26 protein-coding genes are annotated in these 21,912 nt (G+C 71.0%); 15 read left to right on the top strand and 11 right to left on the bottom strand.

Annotated elements, in window-relative coordinates; genetic code table 11:
• Positions 1–19 precede the first annotated feature (19 nt).
• Positions 20–214 carry a hypothetical protein gene (locus tag ACZ6N8_RS23495; RefSeq protein WP_466012713.1) on the top strand — a complete coding sequence of 65 codons (195 nt, stop codon included), beginning with the start codon at positions 20–22 and terminating at the stop codon, positions 212–214.
• Between the two features lie 52 nt (positions 215–266).
• Here the strand turns inward: ACZ6N8_RS23495 and ACZ6N8_RS23500 are convergent, their stop codons facing one another.
• Genes ACZ6N8_RS23500 through ACZ6N8_RS23510 form a run of 3 tightly spaced genes read right to left on the bottom strand, consistent with a single transcriptional unit; the run spans position 267 to position 1,504 of the window.
• Complete coding sequence (locus tag ACZ6N8_RS23500; protein ID WP_364373673.1) at positions 267–806, bottom strand: DUF1360 domain-containing protein; 540 nt, start codon at positions 804–806, stop codon at positions 267–269.
• 60 nt (positions 807–866) lie between these two features.
• Entirely contained in the window at positions 867–1,199 is a 333-nt protein-coding gene (locus ACZ6N8_RS23505) for an SRPBCC family protein (protein ID WP_364373676.1), read from the bottom strand.
• The gene (locus ACZ6N8_RS23510; protein ID WP_466012714.1) at positions 1,199–1,504 is read right to left on the bottom strand and encodes a DUF6158 family protein; all 306 of its coding nucleotides are present in this window, start codon (positions 1,502–1,504) and stop codon (positions 1,199–1,201) included. Before ACZ6N8_RS23510 ends, ACZ6N8_RS23505 begins: the two co-directional genes overlap by 1 nt.
• 129 nt (positions 1,505–1,633) lie before the next feature.
• Between ACZ6N8_RS23510 and ACZ6N8_RS23515 the strand changes: the two genes are divergently transcribed.
• Both ACZ6N8_RS23515 and ACZ6N8_RS23520 read left to right on the top strand, forming a co-directional pair.
• Entirely contained in the window at positions 1,634–2,062 is a 429-nt protein-coding gene (locus ACZ6N8_RS23515; RefSeq protein WP_364373682.1) for a hypothetical protein, read from the top strand.
• Positions 2,063–2,088: 26 nt separating this feature from the next.
• Positions 2,089–2,418, top strand: coding sequence for a DUF3817 domain-containing protein (locus tag ACZ6N8_RS23520; protein WP_354822632.1), 330 nt, complete (start codon positions 2,089–2,091; stop codon positions 2,416–2,418).
• 16 nt (positions 2,419–2,434) lie between these two features.
• Here the strand turns inward: ACZ6N8_RS23520 and ACZ6N8_RS23525 are convergent, their stop codons facing one another.
• Complete coding sequence (locus ACZ6N8_RS23525; protein WP_466012715.1) at positions 2,435–2,956, bottom strand: DUF6232 family protein; 522 nt, start codon at positions 2,954–2,956, stop codon at positions 2,435–2,437.
• A gap of 500 nt (positions 2,957–3,456) precedes the next feature.
• Between ACZ6N8_RS23525 and ACZ6N8_RS23530 the strand changes: the two genes are divergently transcribed.
• The gene (locus tag ACZ6N8_RS23530) at positions 3,457–4,434 is read left to right on the top strand and encodes a C40 family peptidase (protein ID WP_466012716.1); all 978 of its coding nucleotides are present in this window, start codon (positions 3,457–3,459) and stop codon (positions 4,432–4,434) included.
• A gap of 65 nt (positions 4,435–4,499) precedes the next feature.
• Here the strand turns inward: ACZ6N8_RS23530 and ACZ6N8_RS23535 are convergent, their stop codons facing one another.
• The 4 genes from ACZ6N8_RS23535 to ACZ6N8_RS23550 all read right to left on the bottom strand — a co-directional run bounded on the left by ACZ6N8_RS23535 (position 4,500) and on the right by ACZ6N8_RS23550 (position 8,827).
• Complete coding sequence (locus ACZ6N8_RS23535) at positions 4,500–5,489, bottom strand: sigma-70 family RNA polymerase sigma factor (RefSeq protein WP_357993907.1); 990 nt, start codon at positions 5,487–5,489, stop codon at positions 4,500–4,502.
• A 377-nt stretch (positions 5,490–5,866) separates the two neighbouring features.
• Entirely contained in the window at positions 5,867–6,823 is a 957-nt protein-coding gene (murQ, locus tag ACZ6N8_RS23540) for an N-acetylmuramic acid 6-phosphate etherase (protein WP_208760886.1), read from the bottom strand.
• Positions 6,820–7,734: a MurR/RpiR family transcriptional regulator gene (locus ACZ6N8_RS23545; RefSeq protein WP_139583574.1), complete on the bottom strand. Its 915-nt coding sequence runs from the start codon at positions 7,732–7,734 to the stop codon at positions 6,820–6,822. Before ACZ6N8_RS23545 ends, murQ begins: the two co-directional genes overlap by 4 nt.
• A gap of 76 nt (positions 7,735–7,810) precedes the next feature.
• The gene (locus tag ACZ6N8_RS23550) at positions 7,811–8,827 is read right to left on the bottom strand and encodes an NAD-dependent epimerase/dehydratase family protein (protein WP_466012717.1); all 1,017 of its coding nucleotides are present in this window, start codon (positions 8,825–8,827) and stop codon (positions 7,811–7,813) included.
• A 104-nt stretch (positions 8,828–8,931) separates the two neighbouring features.
• Between ACZ6N8_RS23550 and ACZ6N8_RS23555 the strand changes: the two genes are divergently transcribed.
• Positions 8,932–9,624 (top strand): SDR family NAD(P)-dependent oxidoreductase, encoded by a 693-nt coding sequence (locus tag ACZ6N8_RS23555; protein WP_466012718.1) that lies wholly within the window; start codon positions 8,932–8,934, stop codon positions 9,622–9,624.
• Here the strand turns inward: ACZ6N8_RS23555 and ACZ6N8_RS23560 are convergent.
• On the bottom strand, positions 9,609–10,376 hold the full coding sequence (locus tag ACZ6N8_RS23560; protein WP_466012719.1) for a dTMP kinase: 768 nt from the start codon (positions 10,374–10,376) through the stop codon (positions 9,609–9,611). The genes ACZ6N8_RS23555 and ACZ6N8_RS23560 overlap by 16 nt on opposite strands.
• 57 nt (positions 10,377–10,433) lie before the next feature.
• Between ACZ6N8_RS23560 and ACZ6N8_RS23565 the strand changes: the two genes are divergently transcribed.
• From ACZ6N8_RS23565 to ACZ6N8_RS23585, 5 genes are all read left to right on the top strand, one after another.
• Positions 10,434–11,126 carry a nucleotidyltransferase family protein gene (locus ACZ6N8_RS23565; RefSeq protein ID WP_466012751.1) on the top strand — a complete coding sequence of 231 codons (693 nt, stop codon included), beginning with the start codon at positions 10,434–10,436 and terminating at the stop codon, positions 11,124–11,126.
• Positions 11,123–11,398, top strand: a complete 276-nt coding sequence (locus tag ACZ6N8_RS23570; RefSeq protein WP_466012720.1) for a hypothetical protein — start codon at positions 11,123–11,125, stop codon at positions 11,396–11,398. Before ACZ6N8_RS23565 ends, ACZ6N8_RS23570 begins: the two co-directional genes overlap by 4 nt.
• Before the next feature lie 10 nt (positions 11,399–11,408).
• The gene (locus ACZ6N8_RS23575; protein WP_466012721.1) at positions 11,409–12,185 is read left to right on the top strand and encodes a metallophosphoesterase family protein; all 777 of its coding nucleotides are present in this window, start codon (positions 11,409–11,411) and stop codon (positions 12,183–12,185) included.
• A complete protein-coding gene (locus ACZ6N8_RS23580) occupies positions 12,176–12,319 on the top strand; it encodes a GPGG-motif small membrane protein (RefSeq protein ID WP_007464364.1) in 144 nt (47 codons plus the stop codon). Before ACZ6N8_RS23575 ends, ACZ6N8_RS23580 begins: the two co-directional genes overlap by 10 nt.
• Before the next feature lie 145 nt (positions 12,320–12,464).
• Positions 12,465–12,959 carry a TspO/MBR family protein gene (locus ACZ6N8_RS23585; protein ID WP_466012722.1) on the top strand — a complete coding sequence of 165 codons (495 nt, stop codon included), beginning with the start codon at positions 12,465–12,467 and terminating at the stop codon, positions 12,957–12,959.
• Between the two features lie 54 nt (positions 12,960–13,013).
• Here ACZ6N8_RS23585 and ACZ6N8_RS23590 read toward each other — a convergent pair whose 3' ends face one another.
• The gene (locus tag ACZ6N8_RS23590) at positions 13,014–13,787 is read right to left on the bottom strand and encodes a M23 family metallopeptidase (RefSeq protein ID WP_387120818.1); all 774 of its coding nucleotides are present in this window, start codon (positions 13,785–13,787) and stop codon (positions 13,014–13,016) included.
• A gap of 251 nt (positions 13,788–14,038) precedes the next feature.
• Between ACZ6N8_RS23590 and ACZ6N8_RS23595 the strand changes: the two genes are divergently transcribed.
• From ACZ6N8_RS23595 to ACZ6N8_RS23615, 5 genes are all read left to right on the top strand, one after another.
• The gene (locus ACZ6N8_RS23595; protein WP_466012723.1) at positions 14,039–15,385 is read left to right on the top strand and encodes an ABC transporter substrate-binding protein; all 1,347 of its coding nucleotides are present in this window, start codon (positions 14,039–14,041) and stop codon (positions 15,383–15,385) included.
• A gap of 70 nt (positions 15,386–15,455) precedes the next feature.
• Entirely contained in the window at positions 15,456–16,502 is a 1,047-nt protein-coding gene (locus ACZ6N8_RS23600) for a carbohydrate ABC transporter permease (protein ID WP_364373718.1), read from the top strand.
• Between the two features lies 1 nt (position 16,503).
• A complete protein-coding gene (locus ACZ6N8_RS23605) occupies positions 16,504–17,472 on the top strand; it encodes a carbohydrate ABC transporter permease (protein ID WP_466012724.1) in 969 nt (322 codons plus the stop codon).
• A 64-nt stretch (positions 17,473–17,536) separates the two neighbouring features.
• A complete protein-coding gene (locus ACZ6N8_RS23610; protein WP_364373724.1) occupies positions 17,537–18,586 on the top strand; it encodes a LacI family DNA-binding transcriptional regulator in 1,050 nt (349 codons plus the stop codon).
• Between the two features lie 33 nt (positions 18,587–18,619).
• Positions 18,620–20,299: a glycoside hydrolase family 13 protein gene (locus ACZ6N8_RS23615; protein WP_466012752.1), complete on the top strand. Its 1,680-nt coding sequence runs from the start codon at positions 18,620–18,622 to the stop codon at positions 20,297–20,299.
• Between the two features lie 126 nt (positions 20,300–20,425).
• Here the strand turns inward: ACZ6N8_RS23615 and ACZ6N8_RS23620 are convergent, their stop codons facing one another.
• Positions 20,426–21,865: an MFS transporter gene (locus ACZ6N8_RS23620; RefSeq protein WP_466012725.1), complete on the bottom strand. Its 1,440-nt coding sequence runs from the start codon at positions 21,863–21,865 to the stop codon at positions 20,426–20,428.
• Between the last annotated feature and the right edge of the window lie 47 nt (positions 21,866–21,912).

Below are 21,912 nucleotides of genomic sequence, written 5' to 3' on the forward strand. Positions count from 1 at the left end.
CCGCAGAAGGGACACCGTCATGACGCACCACGAGGACCACGAGGAGAAGGTCCCGGCACTGGGACAACCGCCGAAGGGCGTGGACACCACCCCCGAGCCGGACTTCGCGAACGAGCACGACCGCACGGCGGTGGACCGGGACATCATCACCGGCGCCGACAAGGACGAACGGGAACCGGAATCGCCGCACGGCTGGTCGGGTATGCAGCGTTGACGGACGACGAGAAGGGGCCGGCGGACGCCGGCCCCTTCTTCGTGTCTTCCCGTCAGTCCTCGTCATGCCCGCCCTCGGCGGCCTGCTGCGCGGCCGCGTACGCCATCTGGAGGAAGTCGGACGCGGCCACCGCGGTCAGCGCGGTGGCCACCAGCCGGGTCAGCCGGGGCGCGAGCACCAAGCCGCCGGTCAGGCCGGTGGCCACCCAGACCGCCAGGCAGAACGGGCAGCTGAGCAGCTCGCCGATGGCGTGCCGGGTGGGGCTGCCCGAGTCGCGGACCTGTTCCATCACCTCGCCGCTGCCGATCGGCCTGTCGTACCTGGTGAACGGCGCCCGCAGGGGGCTGGTCACGGCGTCCTTGGAGAGCAGGCGGCTGAGCTTGTGCGTGGCGATGGAGAGCAGCACCACGTCGGCCGGCGCGGGACGCTCGGGCACCGGCCGTCCGGTCGCCTTGACCAGGCCGGCGAGCGCCCCGGCCACTCCGGCGTAGGTGCCCATCGCGGCCAGGTAGCCGCCGAGTGGCCGGTGCTCGTGCGGCGCGTACGCCCGGCGTAGCCGCGTCGCCTTCTGTCGCAGGCCGGTGTCGGTCACCCGGTCTCCTCCCAGGTCGTGGTGTGCGTAGGTGGTGATTCGGTACGGCTGACGACGGTGTCAGCCGGCCTGGAGGTTGTCCGCGACCTCGCGGATCAGGTTGGTCAACGCCTCGTCGACGAGCTGGTCGGGGTCGGGCCCGCCGTTCCCGTCGGCCAGGTCGAGCTGGATCCGGGCGCCACCGGAGTCCGCCGGATCCACCCGGATCTCGGCGGACCAGTCCGCGTCGCCGCTCCAGCGGGCCCGCAGTTCCTCGCCGTCTACCTCGGCCGGCGGGCTGCCGTCGGCACGGAGCGCCTCCGGCAGCCAGGCCGAGGCGCGGGCGGGGTCGGTGGCGGTGTTGAACACCACCTCGGGTGGCGCGGACATGCCGCGCACCGCGCGGGCCGGCATCAGACGTCCCGCAGGCGGCTCGGGTCGACCTCCCGACCCGGGTGCCGGGCCAGGTACTCGGTCTCCAGTTCGGCGGTCCGCCGAAGGTGGTTGGCGAGCGCCGAGTCGGCGGCGTGCCGAAGGGTGTCCAGCCGGGTGCGGTGCAGGCTGTGCATCTCGCGGATCAGATCCTCGTCGCTCAGCTCCGTCGGGTCGACGCCGAGCGTGTCGCCGTCGAGGTCGGCGCCTGCCGGGTCGGCGAGGTGGTCGCCGCCCCACTCGGGCACCCGCTGCTCCGGGCTCATATCGGTGCTGCCGGTCATCATCGCCCCCCTGGTCTCGTTTGGGCTGGCGTCTAGACGGATGCCCACACCGGGTGACGCCAAACCATCCGACCGCACGGCACCTACGACACGGTGTCGGAGAGCGGCGTCCTCCCCGGTACCCTCGACACCATGAGGTGGCTCTGGACCCCGGCGTGGATCGCACGCCACGTGGCCATGGTCGTGCTGGTCGTGGGCTTCCTCGGGCTGGGCTGGTGGCAGATCAGCCGGGCCACCGCCGGCAACAGTCTGAGCTGGGGGTACGCGGTCGAGTGGCCGGTCTTCGCCGGCTTCGTGGTCTACGTGTGGTGGCGTGAGGTGAAGCTGGCCCGACGCCGCGCGCAGGGGGACGCAGGGGCCGACCCCGCCGAGGTCCCGGCCGTCGAGCCGGCGCCGGCCGACGCCCCAGGGTCCCGACCGGCGGTACGCCGACCGGTGCGGGTGGCCCGGGTGCCCGCCTCCGCAGCGGGTGCCGAGGACGCCGACCTGGCCGCCTACAACCACTACCTGTCATGGTTGAACGCCAATCCGGGCGCCCGGCCCGGTGACTACCCCGGCTGAGCCGGGCTTCGGAAGGACGGACGAAGGTGGGCGCTGCCCTTACCCGGTACCGCGTGATCGCCTGGATCGTGGGCGTGGCGCTGATCCTGCTGGTCGTGATCGGCATGCCGATGAAGTACGCGTTCGACAACCCGGTCGTGGTGGAGACGGTGGGGCAGGCGCACGGCTTCCTCTACATGGTCTACCTGGCGGCCGCGTTCGACCTGAGCCGCCGGGCCGACTGGCCGTTGAAGCGGATGATCCTGGTGATGCTGGCCGGTACCGTGCCGTTCGTCTCGTTCTACGCCGAGCGCCGGGTCAGCGCCTGGGCGGCCGCCCCACGCGAGGAGCGGACCCCGGAGCCGGTCGCCGGCTGAGCGTCCCCGGGGACGCTCAGCGGCTGGGCCGCCACGGGTCGGTCCCGGCGAGCGGATCGACCCAGCCGCCGTACCGGTTGACCTCGCGGGCGCGCAGCAGCGCCCGGGTGACCTGGCCGAACTGCCGCTCGTCGTCGGCACTGAACAGCAGCACCTCGGTGCCGCGGTGCCACCCCCACAACTCGTACGGCGGTGGCCGCCACCGGTCGCCGACCAGGGCGAGGGCCGCCGGCAGCAGGAACACCGCCCCGAGGATGAGGTACGCCCCGGCGGTCAGCCGTTGCAGGCCGCCGGTGAAGCCGAGCAGCAGTCCCACGCCGCCGAGCATGGTGGCGGTGATGACGACGGCCCGGACGGCGATCCGGTCGTGCGGGCCTCTGGTGGTGCGCAGGTGGGTCAGGTCGGCGATCCGGTAGCTGGTCCGGCCGACAGTGAACCGGTCGACGGTGACGATGATGCCGGGTCGCGCGTACAGCAGGGTCGACCTGGCGCCGGGCACCGTTCGCGGCGGTCGCGTCTTTGCGCCTTCACGATTCACGGTTCCTCCCGTGGGGCGGTTCGTCGGGTTGCCCCCGTCGGTCGCGGATCACCGCGTATCGACGGGAATCCCGACTCCGGTCCCCATTGTGTTGTGGCACTGCCACCTCACCAGGGCATTTACCGGCTTCCGACAGGTCACCCGGCCGGACGACATCGACTGGAAACCGCCTCCATTTCACCTTTTATCGGTTATGGAGCCCAGCTATCCGGCGGCATACGCCGGGAACGACGAAAGTCGTATATCCGTCAGAGTTCGTGAAAGGTGCGGAACCTCTCACGTCGGCGAGCGTCACGAACAACCGCAGATCCACCTGACGCCACCCGCCAGACGGACCACTCTGCCAACATTGACCCCTGCTTCAACTGCGCGTAACAGGCGTCCCGGGTTAGGTTGGGCGAGCCGGCCCGGCCCAGCGCCGTCCACCCGGATGGCCCCGGACGGTGCCGCCGAGGGCGTCAGCAGCCCGACGGCGGCCGTGGGAGAGGGGCTTTCCGCTCTTGTCATCCCTGAGGAACCTGCTGCGTATCGTCGCGTTGGCCGGGATGTCGGCCGCGCTGATCGCCCCGCCGGTGGTGGCCCGCGCAGAGCCGACCCCCGCCGACCTGACCCGCCAGATCGAAGCGTCCTCGGGCGAACTCGAGCGGGTCGTCGAGGCGTACAACAAGCTCCGGGAGGAGATCAAGACCAACGAGGCCTCGGTGGCCCGATTACAGGCCCGCATCGGCCCACTGGAACAGCAGGCCGAACAGAGCCGGGCCGACGTCGCCGAGTTGGCGACCACGGCGTACAAGAGTGGCGGTCTACGGACCGCCGACGCGCTGCTGCGTCCCGGCGGATCGGCCGCGCTGCTGGATCGTCTCGGCGCCCTCGACCAGCTGACCCGCCAGCGGCAGGAGCGCATCTCCGGCTTCACCGCGAACCAGCGGCGGCTGCTCGATGAGAAGACCCGCCTCGACGCCACGCTGACCAGGCAGGCCGCACAGGCCCGCCAGTTGGCGGCCGGTAAGAAGCGCATCGAGGAGGACCTGGCGAAGCTGTACGAGCTGCGCCGTCAGGCGTACGGCGCCGCCACCGAGCGTCCCGAACCCAGGGCCGCGGCGGCGGAGGCCAGGAACGTGCCGAACGTCTCCGGTAGCGCCGGGGTCGCGGTGCGATACGCCTTCGGCGCGTTGGGCAAGCCGTACGTCTGGGCGAGCGACGGACCCAACGGGTACGACTGCTCGGGGCTGACCTCGGCCGCGTGGCGGGCCGCGGGGAAGTCCCTGCCGCACAACACCCGGATGCAGTGGGGAGCGGTCGCCCACATCGGCCGGGGCGACCTGCGCCCGGGCGACCTGATCTTCTACAACGGGCTCGGCCACGTCGCTCTCTACGTGGGCGACGGCCAGGTGATCGACGCGCCGAGCGCCGGTCGCAACGTGCTCAAGCGCGGCATGAACATGATGCCGATCCAGGGCTACGGGCGGGTCCGCTAGCGGAAACGGCGAACGGCCGGCGTCCCCCTATCGGACGCCGGCCGTTCGCCGTCATTACTACCAGGTCAGGCGGCCTGCAGACCCTCCGCACGGGCCAACTCGCGGAGCCGGCCGAGGGCCTGGATCTCCAGCTGCCGGATCCGCTCACGGGACAGCGAGAACCGGGACGCGACCTCGGTCAACGAGTGCTCGCGGCCGTCCTCCAGCCCGTAGCGGGCCCGCATGATGCCGGCCGACCTGTCGTCGAGGTGGTTGAGCAGCCCTTCGATGCGCTGCCGCTCCAGACCGCTGAGGACGATGTCCTCAGGCGACGGGGCGTCACTGTCGGCGACCAGGTCACCCAGGTTGGTGTCGCCGTCGTCGCCGACCGGGGTGTCCAGCGAGACGGTGTCCTGCGACCAGCGGCGCAGCTCGTTGACCCGCTCGACGGTGACGCCGAGCGACGCGGCGATCTGCTCCGGCTCCGGGTCGCTGCCCAGTTCACGGGTGAGCTGCCGGGTCACGTTGCGCATCCGGTTGACGTCCTCCACCAGGTGCACCGGCAGACGGACGGTGCGCTCCTGCTGGGCGATCGCCCGGCTGATGGCCTGGCGGATCCACCAGGTGGCGTAGGTGGAGAACTTGTAGCCGCGCTCGTAGTCGAACTTCTCGACCGCCCGGACGAGGCCGGTGTTGCCCTCCTGGATCAGGTCCAGCATGGGCATGCCCGAACGCACGTAACGGCGGGCGATCGACACGACAAGTCGCAGGTTGGCGCGGATGAAGAGGTCCTTCGCCCGCTCGCCCTCGACGACAAGCCGATCCAGGTCGTCCCGGTCGACACCGTCGGGAACGGCGTCCTCACCGAGCAGGTGCTCGGCGTAGAGGCCGGCCTCGATCGCCTTGGAGAGATCGACCTCCATGGCGGCGTCCAGCAGTGGCGTCCGGGAGATCTCGTGCAGGTAGACGCCGACCAGGTCGCGCTCCTCGGCAACCTCGTCGGTTCGCATGCCGATGTTCTTGTCCACGTTGCCCACGGTCCCCTCGCTCGCGCCGGTTGCCCGGTTCCTTGCCATTCCCCACGTCCGTCAGCCCCTGGTAACTTCCGTTGTGCCCATCGGTGCTGACACCTACACAACAGATGAGACGTGTCGGGGATTCCATGTGGTGATTCGAAAGTGTCACGAATGCCTGAGTAGTAGCTGAGAGCGCGGTCCATGTTTGCTGTCAGCACCCCGGCGGGTGGCTCGCCGCTGCGCACACCACGTACGGGTCGCAACCATGGCAACACCGCCCGCCGCGGGGGCACAGCGACCCGGGTCACCAGCGTGGTGCGATCCTGGTCACTGCCAGATACGCACCGGTGGACCGGTCGGTTCATCCACGGGGGTGGTATTACCCCCCGCCCCGATGAACAATCCGGAGCCCCGTTCGCTTCCCGGGGTGTGCGGGGCTAGGAGGAGAGCAGGGCGAGGGCGCCGCGTACCTGGTCGGCGGAACGGGCCAGGGCGGCCCGGGCGGCACCGACCTCGGCGCCGGAGACCAGCGACACCAGGGCGGTCTTCAGGTCGCCGTCGGCCTCGGCGAGCGCCCGCCGGGAAACCTCCTCGGAGCAGCCGGTCGCCTCCATCAGGATCGAGATCATTCGCCCGCGGAGCTTCGCGTTGGTGGCCACCATATCGATCATGAGGTTCGAGTAGACCCGCCCGAGGCGCACCATGACGGCCGTCGAGAACGTGTTGAGCACCAGTTTCTGTGCGGTGCCCGCCTTCATCCGGGTCGACCCGGTGACCACCTCCGGTCCGGTGTCCACCCCGATGAACACGTCGACCGACCGGGCCGCCTCCGCTTCCGGATTGGCGCAGAGGAGCACCGTCGAGGCGCCCTTGGCGCGGGACGTGGCGAGCGCCCCGAGGACGTACGGGGTGCGTCCGCTGGCGGCCAGACCGACCACCAGGTCACCGGCGCGCACACAACTGGCGGCCTCGACCGCACCGCCCCGCTCGTCGTCCTCGGCGTCCTCCACGGCCCGCCACATGGCGTCCGGGCCACCGGCGAGGTGGGAGCAGAACCAGTGCCGGGGCGAGTTGAAGGTGGGGGCCAATTCGGCGGCGTCGAGGACGCCCAGCCGGCCGGACGTACCGGCGCCGAAGTAGTGCACCCGGTGCCCCCCGCGCAGCGCGTCGACGGCCAGGTCGACAGTGGCGGCGATCTCGTCGAGCACCGCGGCGACCGCCGCGGGCACCCGCCGGTCGGCATCGTTGATCACGGTGAGGACGTCCCGGGTCGACATCAGGTCGAGGTCGGCGCTCAGCGGGTTACGCCGTTCGGTGGGGGCGCCCACCCGGACCGTCGGGCGGGCGGGCGGCGCGGGCATGTCCTCGTCCGGCTCGATCGCACCGGCCGTCATGCCCGCCTCCGGTTGGCGCCCACCCGGTGCGACTGGACCGCCTCGGCGGTCGCCTCGAGGGCCTTGCGGGCCCGGGACCGGTTGCGGGCGGCCACACCGACGAAGAGGCAGTCCACCACTGTGAGCTGGGCCAGGCGGCTGGCGGTCGCGCCCGAGCGGTAGGTGGTCTCCCGCGCCGCGGTCGTCAGCACGAAGTCGGCCACCTCGGTGATCGGCGAGCGGGGGAAGTTGGTGAGCGCGACGGTGACGGCGCCCCGCGTCCGGGCCTGCTCCAGCACCTCGATCACGTCGGAGGTGGTGCCGGTGTGCGAGATGCCCACCGCGACGTCACCCCGGCCGAGCAGCGCGGCGGACGTCAGCGCGGTGTGCACGTCCGGGAAGTAGAAGGCGATCCGGCCGATGCGGTGCAGTTTCTGCTGGAAGTCGGAGGCGACGAACCCGCTGGCGCCGGCGCCGTAGATGTCGATCCGGCCGGCGCCGCTGATCGCCTCGACGACCTGCTCACAGACGGCCGGGTCGAGCTGCTCGGCGGTCTCCTCCACGGCGCGGGCGTCGTTGAACGCGATGGTGGCGATGATCTGGGCGAGGTCGGCTCCGGGCGGGATGTCGCCACCGACCACCCGGGCGTCCGGAGGCTCGATGCGGCGGGCGGCCTCGGCGGCGAGCCGGATGCGCAGTTGCGGGTAGCCGTCCATGCCCACCGAGCGGCAGAACCGGATGACTGTCGCCTCCGACGTCTCCGCAGCGGTGGCGAGGTCGGTGATGGTCCGCCGTGCGGCGGCGGCCGGGTCGGACACGACCAGCCGGGCGACGCGCTGCTCGGCGGGCGACAGCGACGGCAACAGCCCGCTGATGTGGACGATCAGCCCACCGGGCTCGTGACTCGCAGAAATCTTCGCACTCTTCGCCACGGATGAAACTTACTTTCACCAAGCGTGAGCGTCAACTATGACTGTCAGGGGTGGGAAAAAGTGTCGTCGACCGGCATCACCCGTCCCGTACAGCCTGCCACTCCCGCAGGACCACCGCCTCCTCCGCCGGGTCCAGTCCACCCTGCCGTACGTCGTCGGGCCGTGCTGTCATCCAGGTCGCGGTCGCCCGAACGGTGTCGGACAGCGGCCGGACCGTCAGTGAAGCGTCCAGCGCCGGCCGGGCGTCCCGGTCCATCAGGCCAGCCCACTCCGGCAGCCGCACCCAGAGCGGCAGCGCCCGCTCCCCCGACCACTCGCGGACGTCGCGGGCCAGCAGGAAGTCCTGGTCGACCCAGGTGAGGTGCGGGTCGGCGACGCCCAGCCCGGCCGCCACACCGGTCAGCAGCTCCTCCCGGGACATCGCCGGGCCGACCCCGTCGTACGTGCCGACGAGGCGGGCACCGGCGGCGTGCAGCAACCAACCGGCCAGGTCGGCCACGTCCACGAACTGCACCCGGTCGGTCGGCCGTCCCGGCGCGAGCACCTCCCCGCCGCGCGCCAGCCGTCGCACCCAGTACGGGAAGCGGTCGCTCGGATCCTCCGCGCCCACGATCAGCCCGGCCCGGCAGATGAACGAGCGGTCCTCGCCCATCCGTTCCCGGACCAGCCGCTCGATGCTGACCTTGCACTCGCCGTACCAGCGGTTGTCCGGGTCGGCCGGGGCGTCCACGTCCGGCGGGGCGGGCGGCAGCACCGGTGCGTCCGCCGCGGTCTGCCCCGGCGTGGTGTTGTCCGCGTACACCGAGATGGTGGACACGAACGACCAGTGACCCACGTGGTCGGCGAGCGCGGCCAGCGCGTGCCGGGCGTGGCTGACCTGGCGGGTCACGTCCACCACCGCGTCGAAGCCGTCGCCGGCGAGCGATGCCGGCGCCGCCGGGTCGTCGCGGTCGATCGCAACGAACCGCGCCCCGCTCGGCGCGACGCCTGACACACCCCGGGCCGCGCAGGTCACGTCGTGGCCCCGCGCGACGGCGAGCCGGGCCAGCGCCCGGCCGAGGAACCGCGTGCCACCGAGAATGAGGATCCGCATCCGCCGATCCTGCGCCGCCGCCGCCCGAGCGCGCCAACAACTCTGCTGCGGGCAGAGCACGGGTCGTCCGACGGGCCACCGGTGCGGACGCTAGCGTGTGGCGCATGGCGGAGCGCAGTGTGCTGGTGAGCGGAGGCTCCGGAGGGCTCGGCGGAGCGGTCGTCGCGTCGTTCGTCGAGGCGGGCTGGCGGGTGGTCGTACCCCTGCGGGGTGCCCTGCCCGGGTCGCAGCCGGCGGCGGGCGCGCTGGTCCCGGTCACCGCGGACCTGACCGACCCGGCCGGCGCGGCCCGGGCCGTCGAGGCCGCCGCCGGCGAACCGGCGGCGCCGCTGCGGGCGGTGGTCAATCTGGTCGGCGGGTACGCCAGCGGAGGCCTGGTCCACGAGACACCGGTCGAGGAGTTCGAGCGGATGCTCACCCTCAACCTGCGGCCCACCTACCTGGCCACCCAGGCCGCGCTGCCGCACCTGCTGGCCGGCGGTGGCGGCGCGGTGGTCTGCGTCTCGGCCCGCGCGGCTGTCGCCCCGTTCCCCGGCGCGGCCGGTTACGTCACGGCCAAGGCGGCGGTGCTGGCCTTCGCCAACGCCGTGGCGGTCGAGTACCGGTCCCGCGGCGTGCGCTGCAACACCGTGCTGCCAAGCGTCATCGACACATCTGCCAACCGGGCCGCCCAGCCCACCGCCGACCACTCGCGCTGGGTCACTCCCGCCGAGATCGCGCCGGTGATCCGCTTCCTCGCGTCAGACGACTCCGCTCCGACCAGCGGCGCCACCGTTCCCGTCTACGGGCGGGCCTGAGCCACGAGCGGGGTCGGGCCACCGCGTGCCGGCAGGTCGGTGCGGGGCGGCGGCTCCGACGGCGTCGGCGCGGGCGGCGGCACGTCGGACGGCGGCCGGGTCAGGTCGGATCGGGCGTCCGACGGCAGCCAGGTCGCCAGGTGGGCCTGGATCTGCTCGGTCACCTCCTCGGCCGGGCGTCCCGCGTCCACGAGCACGAAGCTCGGGTACTCGGGCAGGGTCCGGTAGGCGGTGTCCGCCGCGGTCAGCCAGCTGATCGTCTCGTGGTCGGTGCCCCGCGCCTCGATCCGCCGGTACGCCTCGGCCGGGTCGACGGTCAGCAGGAAGGTCACTTGCGGCGTCGGGAAGAGTCGGTAGCCGGCCCGGGCCAGCCGCTCCCAGCGGTGCCCGCCGTGCGCGCGGATGCTGGCGTACTGGCAGGCCGAGTAGCGGTCCATCACCGCCGTGCGGCCGGTGAGCAGGCAGCTGAGCAGGGCGATGGCGATGGCGAGCCAGCGCAGCACGGACTCCACAGCGAGCACGCCGTCGCGCCCGACGAGCCGCTGGGCGTCCGATCGGCCGAGCCGGTTGGCGACCCGGCCGAGCCAGCGACGTCCGCTGGCGTTGCGGCGGTACGCGGCGGGGCGGCCGGCGGCGGTCAGCGCGTCGGCCAGCCGGTGGGCCTGAGTCGTCTTGCCCGAACCGTCGATGCCGATCAGGGCGACCGTGCGCAACCGGGCCCTGCGGCGTCGCATCCCCGATGATCTGGCCACCCTCGAAAGGCTATCCGACCGACGCACGCGCTCCGCCGCATTTGTCCGGGTCTGACACTGTTCGCACCTGACCGGGATGCCGGCAGGTGTGGCCGACCGGAATGCCGGGTACCGGAGTTTGAAACCCAACCGCCTGTCCACCAACACGACCGACGGGAGAACCAGATGGCTGAGCGCGGGGACGAGAGTCTGGTGCACACCCTCAAGAAGGTCGCCGCCGTGCTCAAGCAGTCCGAGATCCCGTTCGCCCTGGGTGGCAGCTTCGCCGTGTACGCCCACGGCGGCCACTCCAGCGAGCACGACGTCGACTTCCTCATCCGGGAGGCCGACGTGGACCGGTCCCTGGAGGCACTTGTGGCCGCCGGCTTCGTGGCCGAGCGCCCGCCGGAGGACTGGCTGGTGAAGGTCTTCGACGACGGACGGATGGTCGACCTGATCCACCGGCCGATCGAGACGCCGGTGACCGAGGAGACGTTCGCCGACACGGTCATCCGGCCGGTGGACGCCATCCACATGCCGGTCCTGTCCGCGACCCAGCTGATGGTGCACAAGCTGCTCAGCTTCTCCCAGCACTACTGCGACTTCGCCCGCGGCCTGCCGCTGGCCCGGTCGCTGCGGGAGCAGATCGACTGGGAACGGGTACGCAAGGAGACGCAGCACTCGCCGTACGCCGAGGCGTTCCTGGTGCTGCTGGACAGGCTGGAGGTGGTGCCGACGGCCGGCACCCAGGCAGGAGAGGGGACATCGTGACCCACCAGAGCGACAGCGGCGCCGGGCCGCCGGACGAGTACGTCGAGGCGGAGATCCAGCGGCTGCTGGCCGAGGACCCCGCCGTCGCCGAACAGGGGATCACCGTGGTCCGGCGGGAACGCGCCCTCGTGCTCTCCGGCGAGGTCGAGAGCCCGCACCGACGCGACGAGATCCTGCGCCGCGTGTCCGAGCGCTTCCCGGACGTGCCGATCACCACCGACATCGGAGTGATCCGCGCCCAGGCGCCCACGGAGATCGAGCAACTGCCCTGAGGGAGGTTCCATGGTGATCCGGATCGCCGCCGTGGGCGACGTGCATCTGGACGAGGACGTGGTCGGCCGGTTCCGCCCGGCGCTGGAGGAGCTGCCGGACTGCGCCGACGTGCTGCTGCTGGCCGGAGACCTGACCCGGCACGGCACCGAGGCCGAGGCGCGCTGCGTGGCGCAGGAGTTCGGCGGGTTGGCCGTGCCGGTGGTGACCGTGCTGGGCAACCACGACCACCAGTGCGACCAGGTGCCGCAGGTGGTCAAGGTGCTCGAGGACGCGGGCATCACGGTGCTGGAGGGCAACGGCGTGGTGCTGGACTGCGCGGGCGGCCGGCTGGGCATCGCCGGCGTCAAGGGCTTCGGCGGCGGGTTCGCCGGCCGCTGCGCCAGCGACTTCGGCGAACCGGAGATGAAGTCGTTCGTCCGGACCACCACCGACAGCGCCGACCGCCTCGGCGCTGCGCTGCGCTCATTGGACTGCGACATGCTGGTCGCGCTCACCCACTACTCACCGGTACCGGACACCCTCGCCGGGGAGCCGCTCGAGATCTACCCGTTCCTCGGGTCGTACCAGCTGGGGCAGGCGATCGACTCCGCGCCCACGGCGCTGGCCCTGCACGGGCACGCGCACGCCGGCAGCGAGCGCGGCACCACCCCCGGTGGCGTACGCGTGCGCAACGTCGCCCACCCTGTGATCAAGCAGGCGTACAGCGTCTTCCACGTCGGCGATCAACTTGATACGGACCAGGTTTCCCCGATCGGCCAGTCGGGTAGTCAGAGGTCATGGAGCTGATTCTCTGGATTCTCGCAGTCGTACTCGTGGTCGCCGGCATCCTCGCGCTGTTCCGCCGGCAGATCCTGTGGGGCATCGTCCTCATCGTTGTCGGGCTGTTGGTCGGCCCGGGTGGTGTCAGCATCTTCAATTGACGTCCGCACGACCTGAAAAAACCGGGACCCGTCGGGGTCGCCGCGACCGGAGCTTCGTCCTCCCGACAGAGGCAACGGCCGCGGCGGCCCCGGCGCTTTTTCGTGCGCCGGGTTTGACCTGACCCCGGGAGGAAATATCTCGACCATGGAGACATCTCAGGACGCGCCTGTCGCCTCCGGCCGACGCTCGTGGTGGGCCCTCGCCGGCTTCGCGGCGGCGGTCTTCGTGGCGGCCGCGATCGGCGGCCTGGGGGTCCAGGGCACCACAGGCGAGTACGCGAGCCTGCGCCAGCCTGGCTGGGCCCCGCCCTCCTGGCTCTTCGGCCCGGTCTGGACGCTGCTCTACGCGCTGATCGCGGTGGCCGGGTGGCTGGTCTGGCGGCGGGTCGGCTTCTCCCCCGCCCTCTGGGCCTGGACGGCCCAGCTGGTGCTCAACGCGATCTGGACACCGCTGTTCTTCGGCGCGGGGCAGTACGGGCTGGCGTTCGCCGAGATCGTGGTGATGTGGCTGGCGATCGCCCTGACCGTCGTGCTGTTCGCCCGGGTCTCCCGCGTGGCGACGGCGCTGCTGCTGCCGTACTGGGCGTGGGTCACCTTCGCGGCCGCGTTGAACTTCTCGATCTGGCGGCTGAACGCCTGAGACCGGGCTGGTCCCCGGCGGGCGGTACCCGCCGGGGACGCTGTCGTTCGCCGGTCAGCAGCGAGGTATGCCGGGGATGTAGCCGTCGTACCCGGTGTAGACGTACGCGTCGGCGATGAAGCGGCCGGCGCCGATGCGGTCCCAGATCGTGCTGGTGCCGTAGGTGCCGGTGACACTGGTGCCGCTGGTCTGGCACGCGATGGTCACCCGGGTGCCGTCGGCCACGGTGCCCACCGAGGCGTACCCGGTGCCGGGGCCGGAGCGGACGGTCAACGGGGTGCCACTGGTGTCGACGGTGGCGTTGCCGGTGCCCGAGGAGCAGCCGTTGTTGCTCGTGTAGCTCTTGGTGCCCCAGTACAGCGCGAGGTTGCCGTTGAACCTCACCTGGATGTCGCTGCCGTTGAGGCGCTGCTCGTAGTGCAGGTGCGGGCCGGTCGACCCGCCGGTGCTGCCCACCCAGCCGAGCACCTTGCCGTAGCCCACCGTCTGCCCGACGGAGACGTTGAAGCCGTTGAGGTGCGCGTAGTAGGTGCTGTAACCACCGCCGTGGTTGATCCGGACGTACTTCCCGTAGCTCGTGTTGCCGAGGTCGGTCACCCGGTCGACCGTGCCGGGGGCGCTGGCGACCACCGGGTCGCCGACGTCGTCGGTGCGGTTGAAGTCGACGGCGTACGCCGGGCTGTGGTCTGACCGGGTCTGCCCGGACCACGACTGACCGCACGGGAACGGCACCTTGAAGGTCGGCGCGGCCAGCGCCGGGCTCGCCGGTGTGAGCACTCCTCCGACGAGCAGACCGGTCACGAGCAGGCTGATCCACCGCTTGCGCATACAGCTCCTCCTATGTCGAAAACCTTCGATGAGGTGGCATCAGCCTGACAGATATCGTCAATCTCCGAAAGAGTCGAAGAGGTGGCCCGGGAGCGCGCCCATCAGGCGGCCCCGAGGTTTCCGGATTGTTACTCGCTCGTGTCTGACAGGGGGTGGACCGGACCGGATGCAAGCGCTTACATGTGTGCACGCCCAATCGGACCGGCGACTGGTCATCGAGCACGACCGCGCCGGCTAGGAAGGAGGACGGCATGGCGGTCTTTGCCAGACCACGCCAGGCCTTCGTGATCGCCGGTGTACTCGGGCTGGCGCTCAGCGCCACCGCTTGCGGTACCGGCGACGACAAGAAGAGTGACAAGGCGGGCTCCGCGGAGTGCGCCGCATACGAGAAGTACCAGGGCCACGACGGCAAGAAGGTCTCCATCTACGCGTCCATCCGTGACGCCGAGGCCGACCTGCTGGAGCGCTCCTGGTCGCAGTTCACCGACTGCACCGGCATCGAGATCGCGTACGAGGGCAGCGGCGAGTTCGAGGCGCAGCTCCCGGTCCGCGTCGACGGCGGCAACGCCCCCGACATCGCCTTCGTGCCCCAGCCGGGCCTCGTGAAGCGCTTCGCGGACGCCGGCAAGCTGAAGTCCCTGGGCGCCGACACCAAGGCCCTGGCCGAGCAGAACATGCCGGCCGACTGGCTGAAGTACGGCACCGTCAACGGGACGCTCTACGGCGTGCCGCTCGGCGCCAACGTGAAGTCCTTCGTCTGGTACTCGCCGAAGACGTTCAAGGAGAAGGGCTGGGAGGTTCCGACCAGCTGGGACCAGCTCATCGCCCTGAGCGACAAGATCGCCGCCAGCGGCATGAAGCCGTGGTGCGTGGGCGTCGAGTCCGGTGACGCGACCGGCTGGCCGGCCACCGACTGGATCGAGGACGTCATCCTGCGTACGCAGGGCCCCGAGGTCTACGACCAGTGGACCACCCACGCCATCCCGTTCAACGACCCGAAGATCGTCGACGCGGTCGACCGCGCCGGCAGCATCCTCAAGAACGAGAAGTACGTCAACGGCGGCTTCGGCGGCGTCAAGAGCATCACCACCACCGCCTTCCAGGAGGCGGGTCTGCCGGTGACCACCGGCAAGTGCGCGATGCACCGCCAGGCGTCGTTCTACGCCAACCAGTTCCCCGAGGGCACCAAGGTGGCCGAGGACGGCGACGCGTTCGCGTTCTACTTCCCGGCCATCGACCCGGCCAAGGGCAAGCCGGTGCTGGGCGCTGGCGAGTTCGTCGTCGCCTACGCCGACCGTCCCGAGGTGCAGGCCGTGCAGACGTACCTCGCCTCCGCCGAGTACGTGAACAGCCGCGCGAAGCTCGGCAACTGGGTCACGGCGAACAACAAGCTGGACATCGCCAACGTGGCCAGCCCGATCGACAAGCTGTCCGTCCAGATCCTCCAGGACAAGACGGGCACCTTCCGCTTCGACGGATCCGACCTGATGCCGGCCGCCGTCGGCGCGGGAACGTTCTGGAAGGGCATGGTCGACTGGCTGAACGGCAAGCAGACCGCCCCGGTGCTCCAGGGCATCGAGAGCAGCTGGCCGAAGTGATCCCGGCGGTGGCCCGGCCCGTGTTCACGGGCCGGGCCACCGGCCGATCCGGACCCGAAAGGGAGGGTTGATGGAGTTCGACTTCGCCGATGAGCAGCCGAAGCTCCTCATGCTGATGTACGGGCTGCTCGCCTTCGTGCTGGTGGTGGGCGGTCTGCTCCTGCTGCTCGACGTCGTGCCGGCCTGGTTCGCCCGGCGGCGGGAGGCGCAGCTCGTCGCCGCCTCCGTGGGAGGCGCTCCGCTGCCCCGCCGGCCCAAACAGCGGGAGGGGCTCTTCGCGCTCTTCTTCCTGCTGCCGACGCTGCTGCTGCTCACCATCGGTCTGGTCGTACCCGCGATCCGCACCATGCTGCTCTCCCTGATGAACGGGAGCAGCACCGAATGGGTGGGGCTACGCAACTACGGCTGGATGTTCTCCGACAACTCGATGATCCGGGTTCTGATCAACACCCTGGTCTGGGTGCTCCTGGTCCCGCTCGTGGCGACCGGCTTCGGCCTCCTGTACGCCGTACTCGTGGACAAGGCCCGCTTCGAGTCGGTGGCCAAGTCCCTGATCTTCCTGCCGATGGCCATCTCGTTCGTCGGCGCGAGCATCATCTGGAAGTTCGTCTACGCCTACCGCGGCGAGGGCGACCAGATCGGCCTGCTCAACCAGATAGTCGTCAGTCTCGGCGGCGAGCCGAAACAGTGGCTGCTGGAATCACCACTGAACACGCTGCTGCTGATCGTCATCATGGTCTGGATCCAGGCCGGTTTCGCCATGGTGGTGCTCTCCGCGGCGATCAAGGCGATCCCCGGTGACATCGTCGAAGCCGCCCGGCTCGACGGGGTCAGCCCGTGGCAGATGTTCTGGCAGATCACCATGCCGAGCATCCGGCCCGCGCTGATCGTCGTGGTCGTGACGCTCACGATCGCCACGCTCAAGGTCTTCGACATCGTCCGGACCTCGACCAACGGCAACTACGACACAAGCGTGATTGCCAGCGAGATGTACAACCAGGCCTTCCGGTACGGCCAGAACGGGCAGGGCTCCGCGCTCGCGGTGTTCCTCTTCATCCTGGTCATCCCGGTCGTGATCTACCAGATCCGCAACCTCCGTCAACAGCGGGAGGGCTGAGATGACGACCGCAACGCCCACCGTCGCCGCCGGCACCCAGAAGACCGACGGCAGCCCGTCCACCACCGCCCGCCGAGTCCGCAAGCGGCTGAACAGCCGTACCGCGACGCTCGTGTCGATCGTCATCGCGGTGGTCTGGACCATCCCGACCTTCGGTCTGTTCATCTCCTCCCTCCGACCCGAGGACGAGATCAAGACGACAGGTTGGTGGACCGCGTTCACCAACCCGCAGTTCACCCTTGAGAACTACGAGCAGGTCCTGTTCGGACGGTCGGCGTCCTCCGGGCAGCTCGCCAGCTACTTCATCAACTCGCTGGCGATCACCATCCCGTCGGTGCTCTTCCCGCTCGCCTTCGCGGCCCTCGCCGCGTACGCGCTGGCGTGGATCAACTTCCGGGGCCGGGACTGGCTCTACATCGCGATCTTCGCGTTGCAGATCGTGCCGTTGCAGATGGCCCTGGTGCCGCTGCTGAAGTTCTTCTCCACAGGCGTCACCCTCGGCGGCGTCACCCTGATGCCGGCCTGGGACCTGGTCGACGAGCAGAAGTTCGCCCAGGTGTGGTTCGCGCACACCTGTTTCGCGCTTCCGTTCGCCGTGTTCCTGCTGCACAACTTCATCTCGCAGCTCCCGGGCGACCTGATGGAGGCGGCACGTGTCGACGGGGCCACCCACCCGAAGATCTTCCGCACCATCGTGCTGCCGCTGATCACCCCGGCGTTGGCCGCGTTCGGCATCTTCCAGTTCCTCTGGGTCTGGAACGACCTGCTGGTGGCGCTGATCTTCGCCGGGGGCGGCAACGAGACCGCCCCGCTGACCGTCCGGCTGGCCGAGATGGCCGGCACCCGGGGCAACGAGTGGCAGCGACTGACCGCCGGAGCGTTCGTCTCGATCGTCGTACCCCTCATCGTGTTCCTGTCCCTGCAGCGCTTCTTCGTGCGAGGTCTGCTCGCCGGCAGCGTCAAGGGCTGACCCCCGCCCGCCGCCGTCCGGCCCCTTGGACGGCGGCGGGCGCCGGGCACCGAGCGGGGGAAACGTGACGAGGATTGATGATGTGGCCCGGCTGGCCGGGGTGTCCACGGCCACCGTCTCGCGGGCACTGCGCGGACTGCCGACCGTCTCGGCCGCCACCCGCCGCAGGGTGCTCGCCGCCGCCGAGCAACTCGACTACGAGGTGTCGCCGAGCGCGTCCCGGCTGGCCGGTGGCCGGACCGGCACGGTGGCGGTGGTGGTACCCCGGATCACCCGCTGGTTCTTCAGCACCGTCGTCGAGGCTGTCGAGGAGTACCTCCACGAGTCCGGCTACGACCTGTTGCTCTACAACCTGGGCGGCCGGGAGCAGGTACGCCAGCGGGTGCTGCGGACGGCCAACCTGCACAAACGGGTCGACGCCATGATGCTCGTGGCCACGCCGCTGCGGCCGGCGGACCTGACCGCGCTGGCCAGCCTGGACCTGCCCGGGGTGACCATCAGCTCGGGCAGCCGCGTCCCCAGGTGGCCGTGCGTACGGATCGACGACGTGGCCGCCTCGCGGACCGCCACCCGGCACCTGCTCGACCTCGGCCACCAGCGGATCGCGCACATCTCCGGCGACCCGGACGACGAGTTGGCCTTCACCACCCACCTCGACCGTCGCCGGGGCTACCAGGCGGAGCTGCGGGCGGCGGGCCTGCGCCCGGACCCGAGCCTGGACGTCGAGTCGACGTTCACCATCGACGGCGGCAACCGGGCCACCGCCGAACTGCTGGCGCGTGGCGGCCCGCCGCCCACCGCGATCGTGGCGGCCTGCGACGAGATGGCGATGGGCGCGTTGACCGCGCTGCGTGACGCCGGGCTGCGGGTGCCGCAGGACGTTAGCGTGATCGGCATCGACGACCACGACCTGGCGGGCGTGCTGGGGCTCAGCACCGTCGCCCAGCCCGCCGCCGAGCAGGGCCGGCTGGCCGCGCGGATCCTGCTCGACCCGCTCGGCGCCCGTACCCTGGGCCCGATCGTCGGCCAACGCGGCGCGGACGGCGACTCACCGGTGATCCTGCCCACTCGGCTGGTCGTCCGGGACTCCACCGCACCACCCCGGGCACACTGACACATCAACCACAGCGCGACACGGGAGACGACCCTGAACACCGATCCGACGCAGCAGCCCTCCTCCGGTCACCCGGTCACCGGCTGGTGGACCGAGGCCGCCATCTACCAGATCTACCCCCGCTCGTTCGCGGACTCCGACGGCGACGGGATCGGTGACCTGCCGGGCATCACCGCCCGCCTCGACCACCTGGTCGAGCTGGGCGTGGACGCGGTGTGGCTCTCCCCCTTCTACCCGTCGCCGCAGGCCGACGCGGGCTACGACGTGGCGGACTACCGCGACGTCGATCCGCTGTTCGGCACCCTCACCGACGCGGACAAGCTGATCGCCGAGGCGCGCTCGCGTGGCCTGCGGGTGATCGTCGACCTCGTGCCGAACCACACGTCCTCGGCGCACCGCTGGTTCCAGGCGGCGCTGCCGGCCGCCCCGGGCAGCCCTGAGCGGTCCCGTTACATCTTCCGGGACGGCCGTGGCCCGGACGGCGACCAGCCGCCGAACGACTGGCAGAGCGTCTTCGGCGGTCCGGCCTGGACGCGCACCGTCGACCCGGACGGGCGTCCCGGCCAGTGGTACCTGCACCTGTTCGACACCGGCCAGCCGGACCTCAACTGGGACAACCCGGAGGTGCACGCGGAGTTCCTCGACGTGCTGCGATTCTGGCTGGACCGTGGGGTGGACGGCTTCCGGGTCGACGTGGCGCACGGCCTGGTCAAGCAAGCCGACCTGGCCGACTGGCAGGAGCCGCAGGAGATCCTCTCCGGCAACGAGGTGGACAAGCCGCGCCCGCCGATGTGGGACCAGGAGGGCGTGCACGAGATCTACCGGCAGTGGCGACAGGTCCTGGACAGCTACCCAGGTGAGCGGGTGCTCGTCGCCGAGGCGTGGGTGGAGCCGGCCGAGCGGCTGGCCCGCTACGTCCGCCCGGACGAGATGCACCAGGCGTTCAACTTCGAGTACCTGCTGGCCGCCTGGACCGCACCGGCCCAGTACGCCGTGATCACCCGCTCGCTGGAGGCCACCGACTCGGTGGGCGCGCCGACCACCTGGGTGCTGTCCAACCACGACGTGGTGCGGCACGCCTCCCGCCTCGGCCTGCCTGTCGTCTTGCCCGGTGGCCGGCCCAACGGCATCGGCATCGGCGACCCGCAGCCGGACGCCGCGCTCGGCCTGCGCCGGGCCCGCGCGGCCACCCTGCTGATGCTCGCCCTGCCCGGCTCCGCGTACCTCTACCAGGGCGAGGAGCTGGGGCTTCCCGAGCACACCACGATGCCCGACGAGGCCCGCCAGGACCCGACCTGGGAACGCAGCGGGCACACCCAGCGTGGCCGGGACGGCTGCCGGGTCCCGATCCCGTGGGAGGCCGACGCCCCGTCGTACGGCTTCGGGCCGACCGACGCGAGCTGGCTGCCGCAACCCGCTTCCTGGGCGGAGTACGCCCTGGACCGGCAGCGCGGCGTACCCGGCTCGACGTACGAGCTGTACCGCACCGCGTTGCGGCTGCGCCGCGCCCACGGGCTCGGCCGGGGCACGCTGGAGTGGCTGTCCTCAGGCGACGAGGTGCTCACCTTCCGCAACGGTGGGCTGACCGTGCTCACCAACTTCGGCGACGCCCCGGTGCCGGTCCCGACCGGCGCCGAGGTGCTGGCCGCCAGCGGGCCGCTCGACGACGACGGCGCGGTCCCGACCGACGTGACAGTCTGGCTCCGCCCCTGACCGACCCACCCCCGCCCGGCCCCGTCCCGCGCCGATCGTGCAGTTCGGCTGGCGGAATGGAATGTATGCCCGTTTGCCGCGACAGAATGCGCAAGATCGCGGTGGGCCGGGGCGGGCGGGGCGGGGTTAGAGGCGGTTGGCGCGGGTGTGTAGGAGGTCGTGCACGTTGTCGATGTCCGCCGGTGAGGTGCGTGAGGCGAGCCAGTACATGATGCCTGTGGGGATGAAGAACAGCTGGAACGCGGCAAGCCCGACGGCGAAGTTCAACGGCGGCGGGAACGCCGAACGCAGGCCCTGGAAGGCTGCCCCGACCAACCCGTTGCCGGCCGCCCGCCCGACCCCGTTGACCAGGTTGCCCATGCTGTAGACGGTGCCCCGGTGCTCCGGCGGGTTCACGTCGGCGATCAACGCGAACCAGTTCGGCGAATTGGCCGAGGTCAGCGCGAGCGCCACAACGGCGGTGAGCAGGCTCAACCCGACAGTCGGTTCGGTGAACACACTCGCCAGCACCGCACCGACCACCGCTCCCCCGCCCGCACCGTCGGGCACGTCGATGGCCACCGGAACGAAGAACAACACCAGGTAGAACGGCAACGCGGCGAGGATGCCGACGGCTGCGACGAGCGCACGGCCCCTCGGGGTACGCCGCTGCACGGCGTCACCGATCAGCCCGCCCACGATGGAGAGCACCCCGCCGAGCTGGAACAACGTGGCGAAGACGCTGCCCACCACCACGGCTGTCGACTCCGAGTACCCCTGGGCCTCGGCCCGTTCGGCGAACAGCACAGGCAGCCAGACCAGCGAGCCGAACGCCGCCTGCGCGGTCAGGCCCTGCAGGATCAGCCACAGATTGGTCCGCCGGGCCAGGATGCGCGGCAGGTCGGCCCGGCTGATCCGGTAGTCGTACTCGGCGCCGGCGTCCAACGCGCCGGCAAGCTCCGGTTCGCTCTGGCCCCGCCGGATGTCGTAGGTGAACAGGTACGCCAGGGTGGCGACCAGGCCCACACCGGTCAGCAGCAGGAACGGCCGCCGCCAGTCGCCGGCCCCGAGCAGCCCTCCGAGGAGAGTTCCCGCGAGGGTCCCGACCCCCTGGGACAGCCCCCAGAAGCTCATCACCAGCCCTCGCCGGGTCGGCGAGATCAGGTCGGTGACCACCGAGTAGCCCACCGAACCGACAGCACCGAGGCCTACCGCCGCGACGAGTTGGGCGGCCAGGAACGTCACGTACCCGCCGGCGAGCGCGCTACCGCCGGTGCCCGCCGCCCACAGCAGCGTGCCCACCATGAGCAACGGCTTGCGGTTGGTCCGGTCCCCGACGTACGCCCAGCCGACCGCCGCCACCGCACTGATCAGGAAGCTGACCGCGGTGACCAGACCCAGCAGTCCCGTCGACACGTCGAACTCGTCGGCGATCGGCCCGTACAGCGGCGGGACCAGCCCGATCGCCACGTTGTCCAGGGAGGCGAGCAGCACGAACACGGCGACGCTGTACAGCCGGTGGGTCCGGCCACCGCCCCGGCCGTGCGGGCGTCGGCCGGGCTGCGTCCCGCCACTGCTCACGGTCATGACGGGCAGCCAACCAGACTCCGGTACGGCGATCGTCACGCGGGTGG

It is taken from the genome of Micromonospora sp. NPDC047521, from assembly GCF_055587305.1.

Coding starts and splice junctions, on each gene's coding strand:
- murQ (WP_208760886.1), bottom strand. CDS start 6,823: ATGACGGCCGGTGCGATCGAGCCGGACGAGGACATGCCCGCGCCGCCC.
- ACZ6N8_RS23550 (WP_466012717.1), bottom strand. CDS start 8,827: ATGCGGATCCTCATTCTCGGTGGCACGCGGTTCCTCGGCCGGGCGCTG.
- ACZ6N8_RS23555 (WP_466012718.1), top strand. CDS start 8,932: ATGGCGGAGCGCAGTGTGCTGGTGAGCGGAGGCTCCGGAGGGCTCGGC.
- ACZ6N8_RS23595 (WP_466012723.1), top strand. CDS start 14,039: ATGGCGGTCTTTGCCAGACCACGCCAGGCCTTCGTGATCGCCGGTGTA.
- ACZ6N8_RS23535 (WP_357993907.1), bottom strand. CDS start 5,489: ATGGCAAGGAACCGGGCAACCGGCGCGAGCGAGGGGACCGTGGGCAAC.
- ACZ6N8_RS23620 (WP_466012725.1), bottom strand. CDS start 21,865: ATGACCGTGAGCAGTGGCGGGACGCAGCCCGGCCGACGCCCGCACGGC.
- ACZ6N8_RS23505 (WP_364373676.1), bottom strand. CDS start 1,199: ATGCCGGCCCGCGCGGTGCGCGGCATGTCCGCGCCACCCGAGGTGGTG.
- ACZ6N8_RS23510 (WP_466012714.1), bottom strand. CDS start 1,504: ATGATGACCGGCAGCACCGATATGAGCCCGGAGCAGCGGGTGCCCGAG.
- ACZ6N8_RS23590 (WP_387120818.1), bottom strand. CDS start 13,787: ATGCGCAAGCGGTGGATCAGCCTGCTCGTGACCGGTCTGCTCGTCGGA.
- ACZ6N8_RS23605 (WP_466012724.1), top strand. CDS start 16,504: ATGACGACCGCAACGCCCACCGTCGCCGCCGGCACCCAGAAGACCGAC.
- ACZ6N8_RS23575 (WP_466012721.1), top strand. CDS start 11,409: ATGGTGATCCGGATCGCCGCCGTGGGCGACGTGCATCTGGACGAGGAC.
- ACZ6N8_RS23495 (WP_466012713.1), top strand. CDS start 20: ATGACGCACCACGAGGACCACGAGGAGAAGGTCCCGGCACTGGGACAA.
- ACZ6N8_RS23585 (WP_466012722.1), top strand. CDS start 12,465: ATGGAGACATCTCAGGACGCGCCTGTCGCCTCCGGCCGACGCTCGTGG.
- ACZ6N8_RS23580 (WP_007464364.1), top strand. CDS start 12,176: ATGGAGCTGATTCTCTGGATTCTCGCAGTCGTACTCGTGGTCGCCGGC.
- ACZ6N8_RS23515 (WP_364373682.1), top strand. CDS start 1,634: ATGAGGTGGCTCTGGACCCCGGCGTGGATCGCACGCCACGTGGCCATG.
- ACZ6N8_RS23600 (WP_364373718.1), top strand. CDS start 15,456: ATGGAGTTCGACTTCGCCGATGAGCAGCCGAAGCTCCTCATGCTGATG.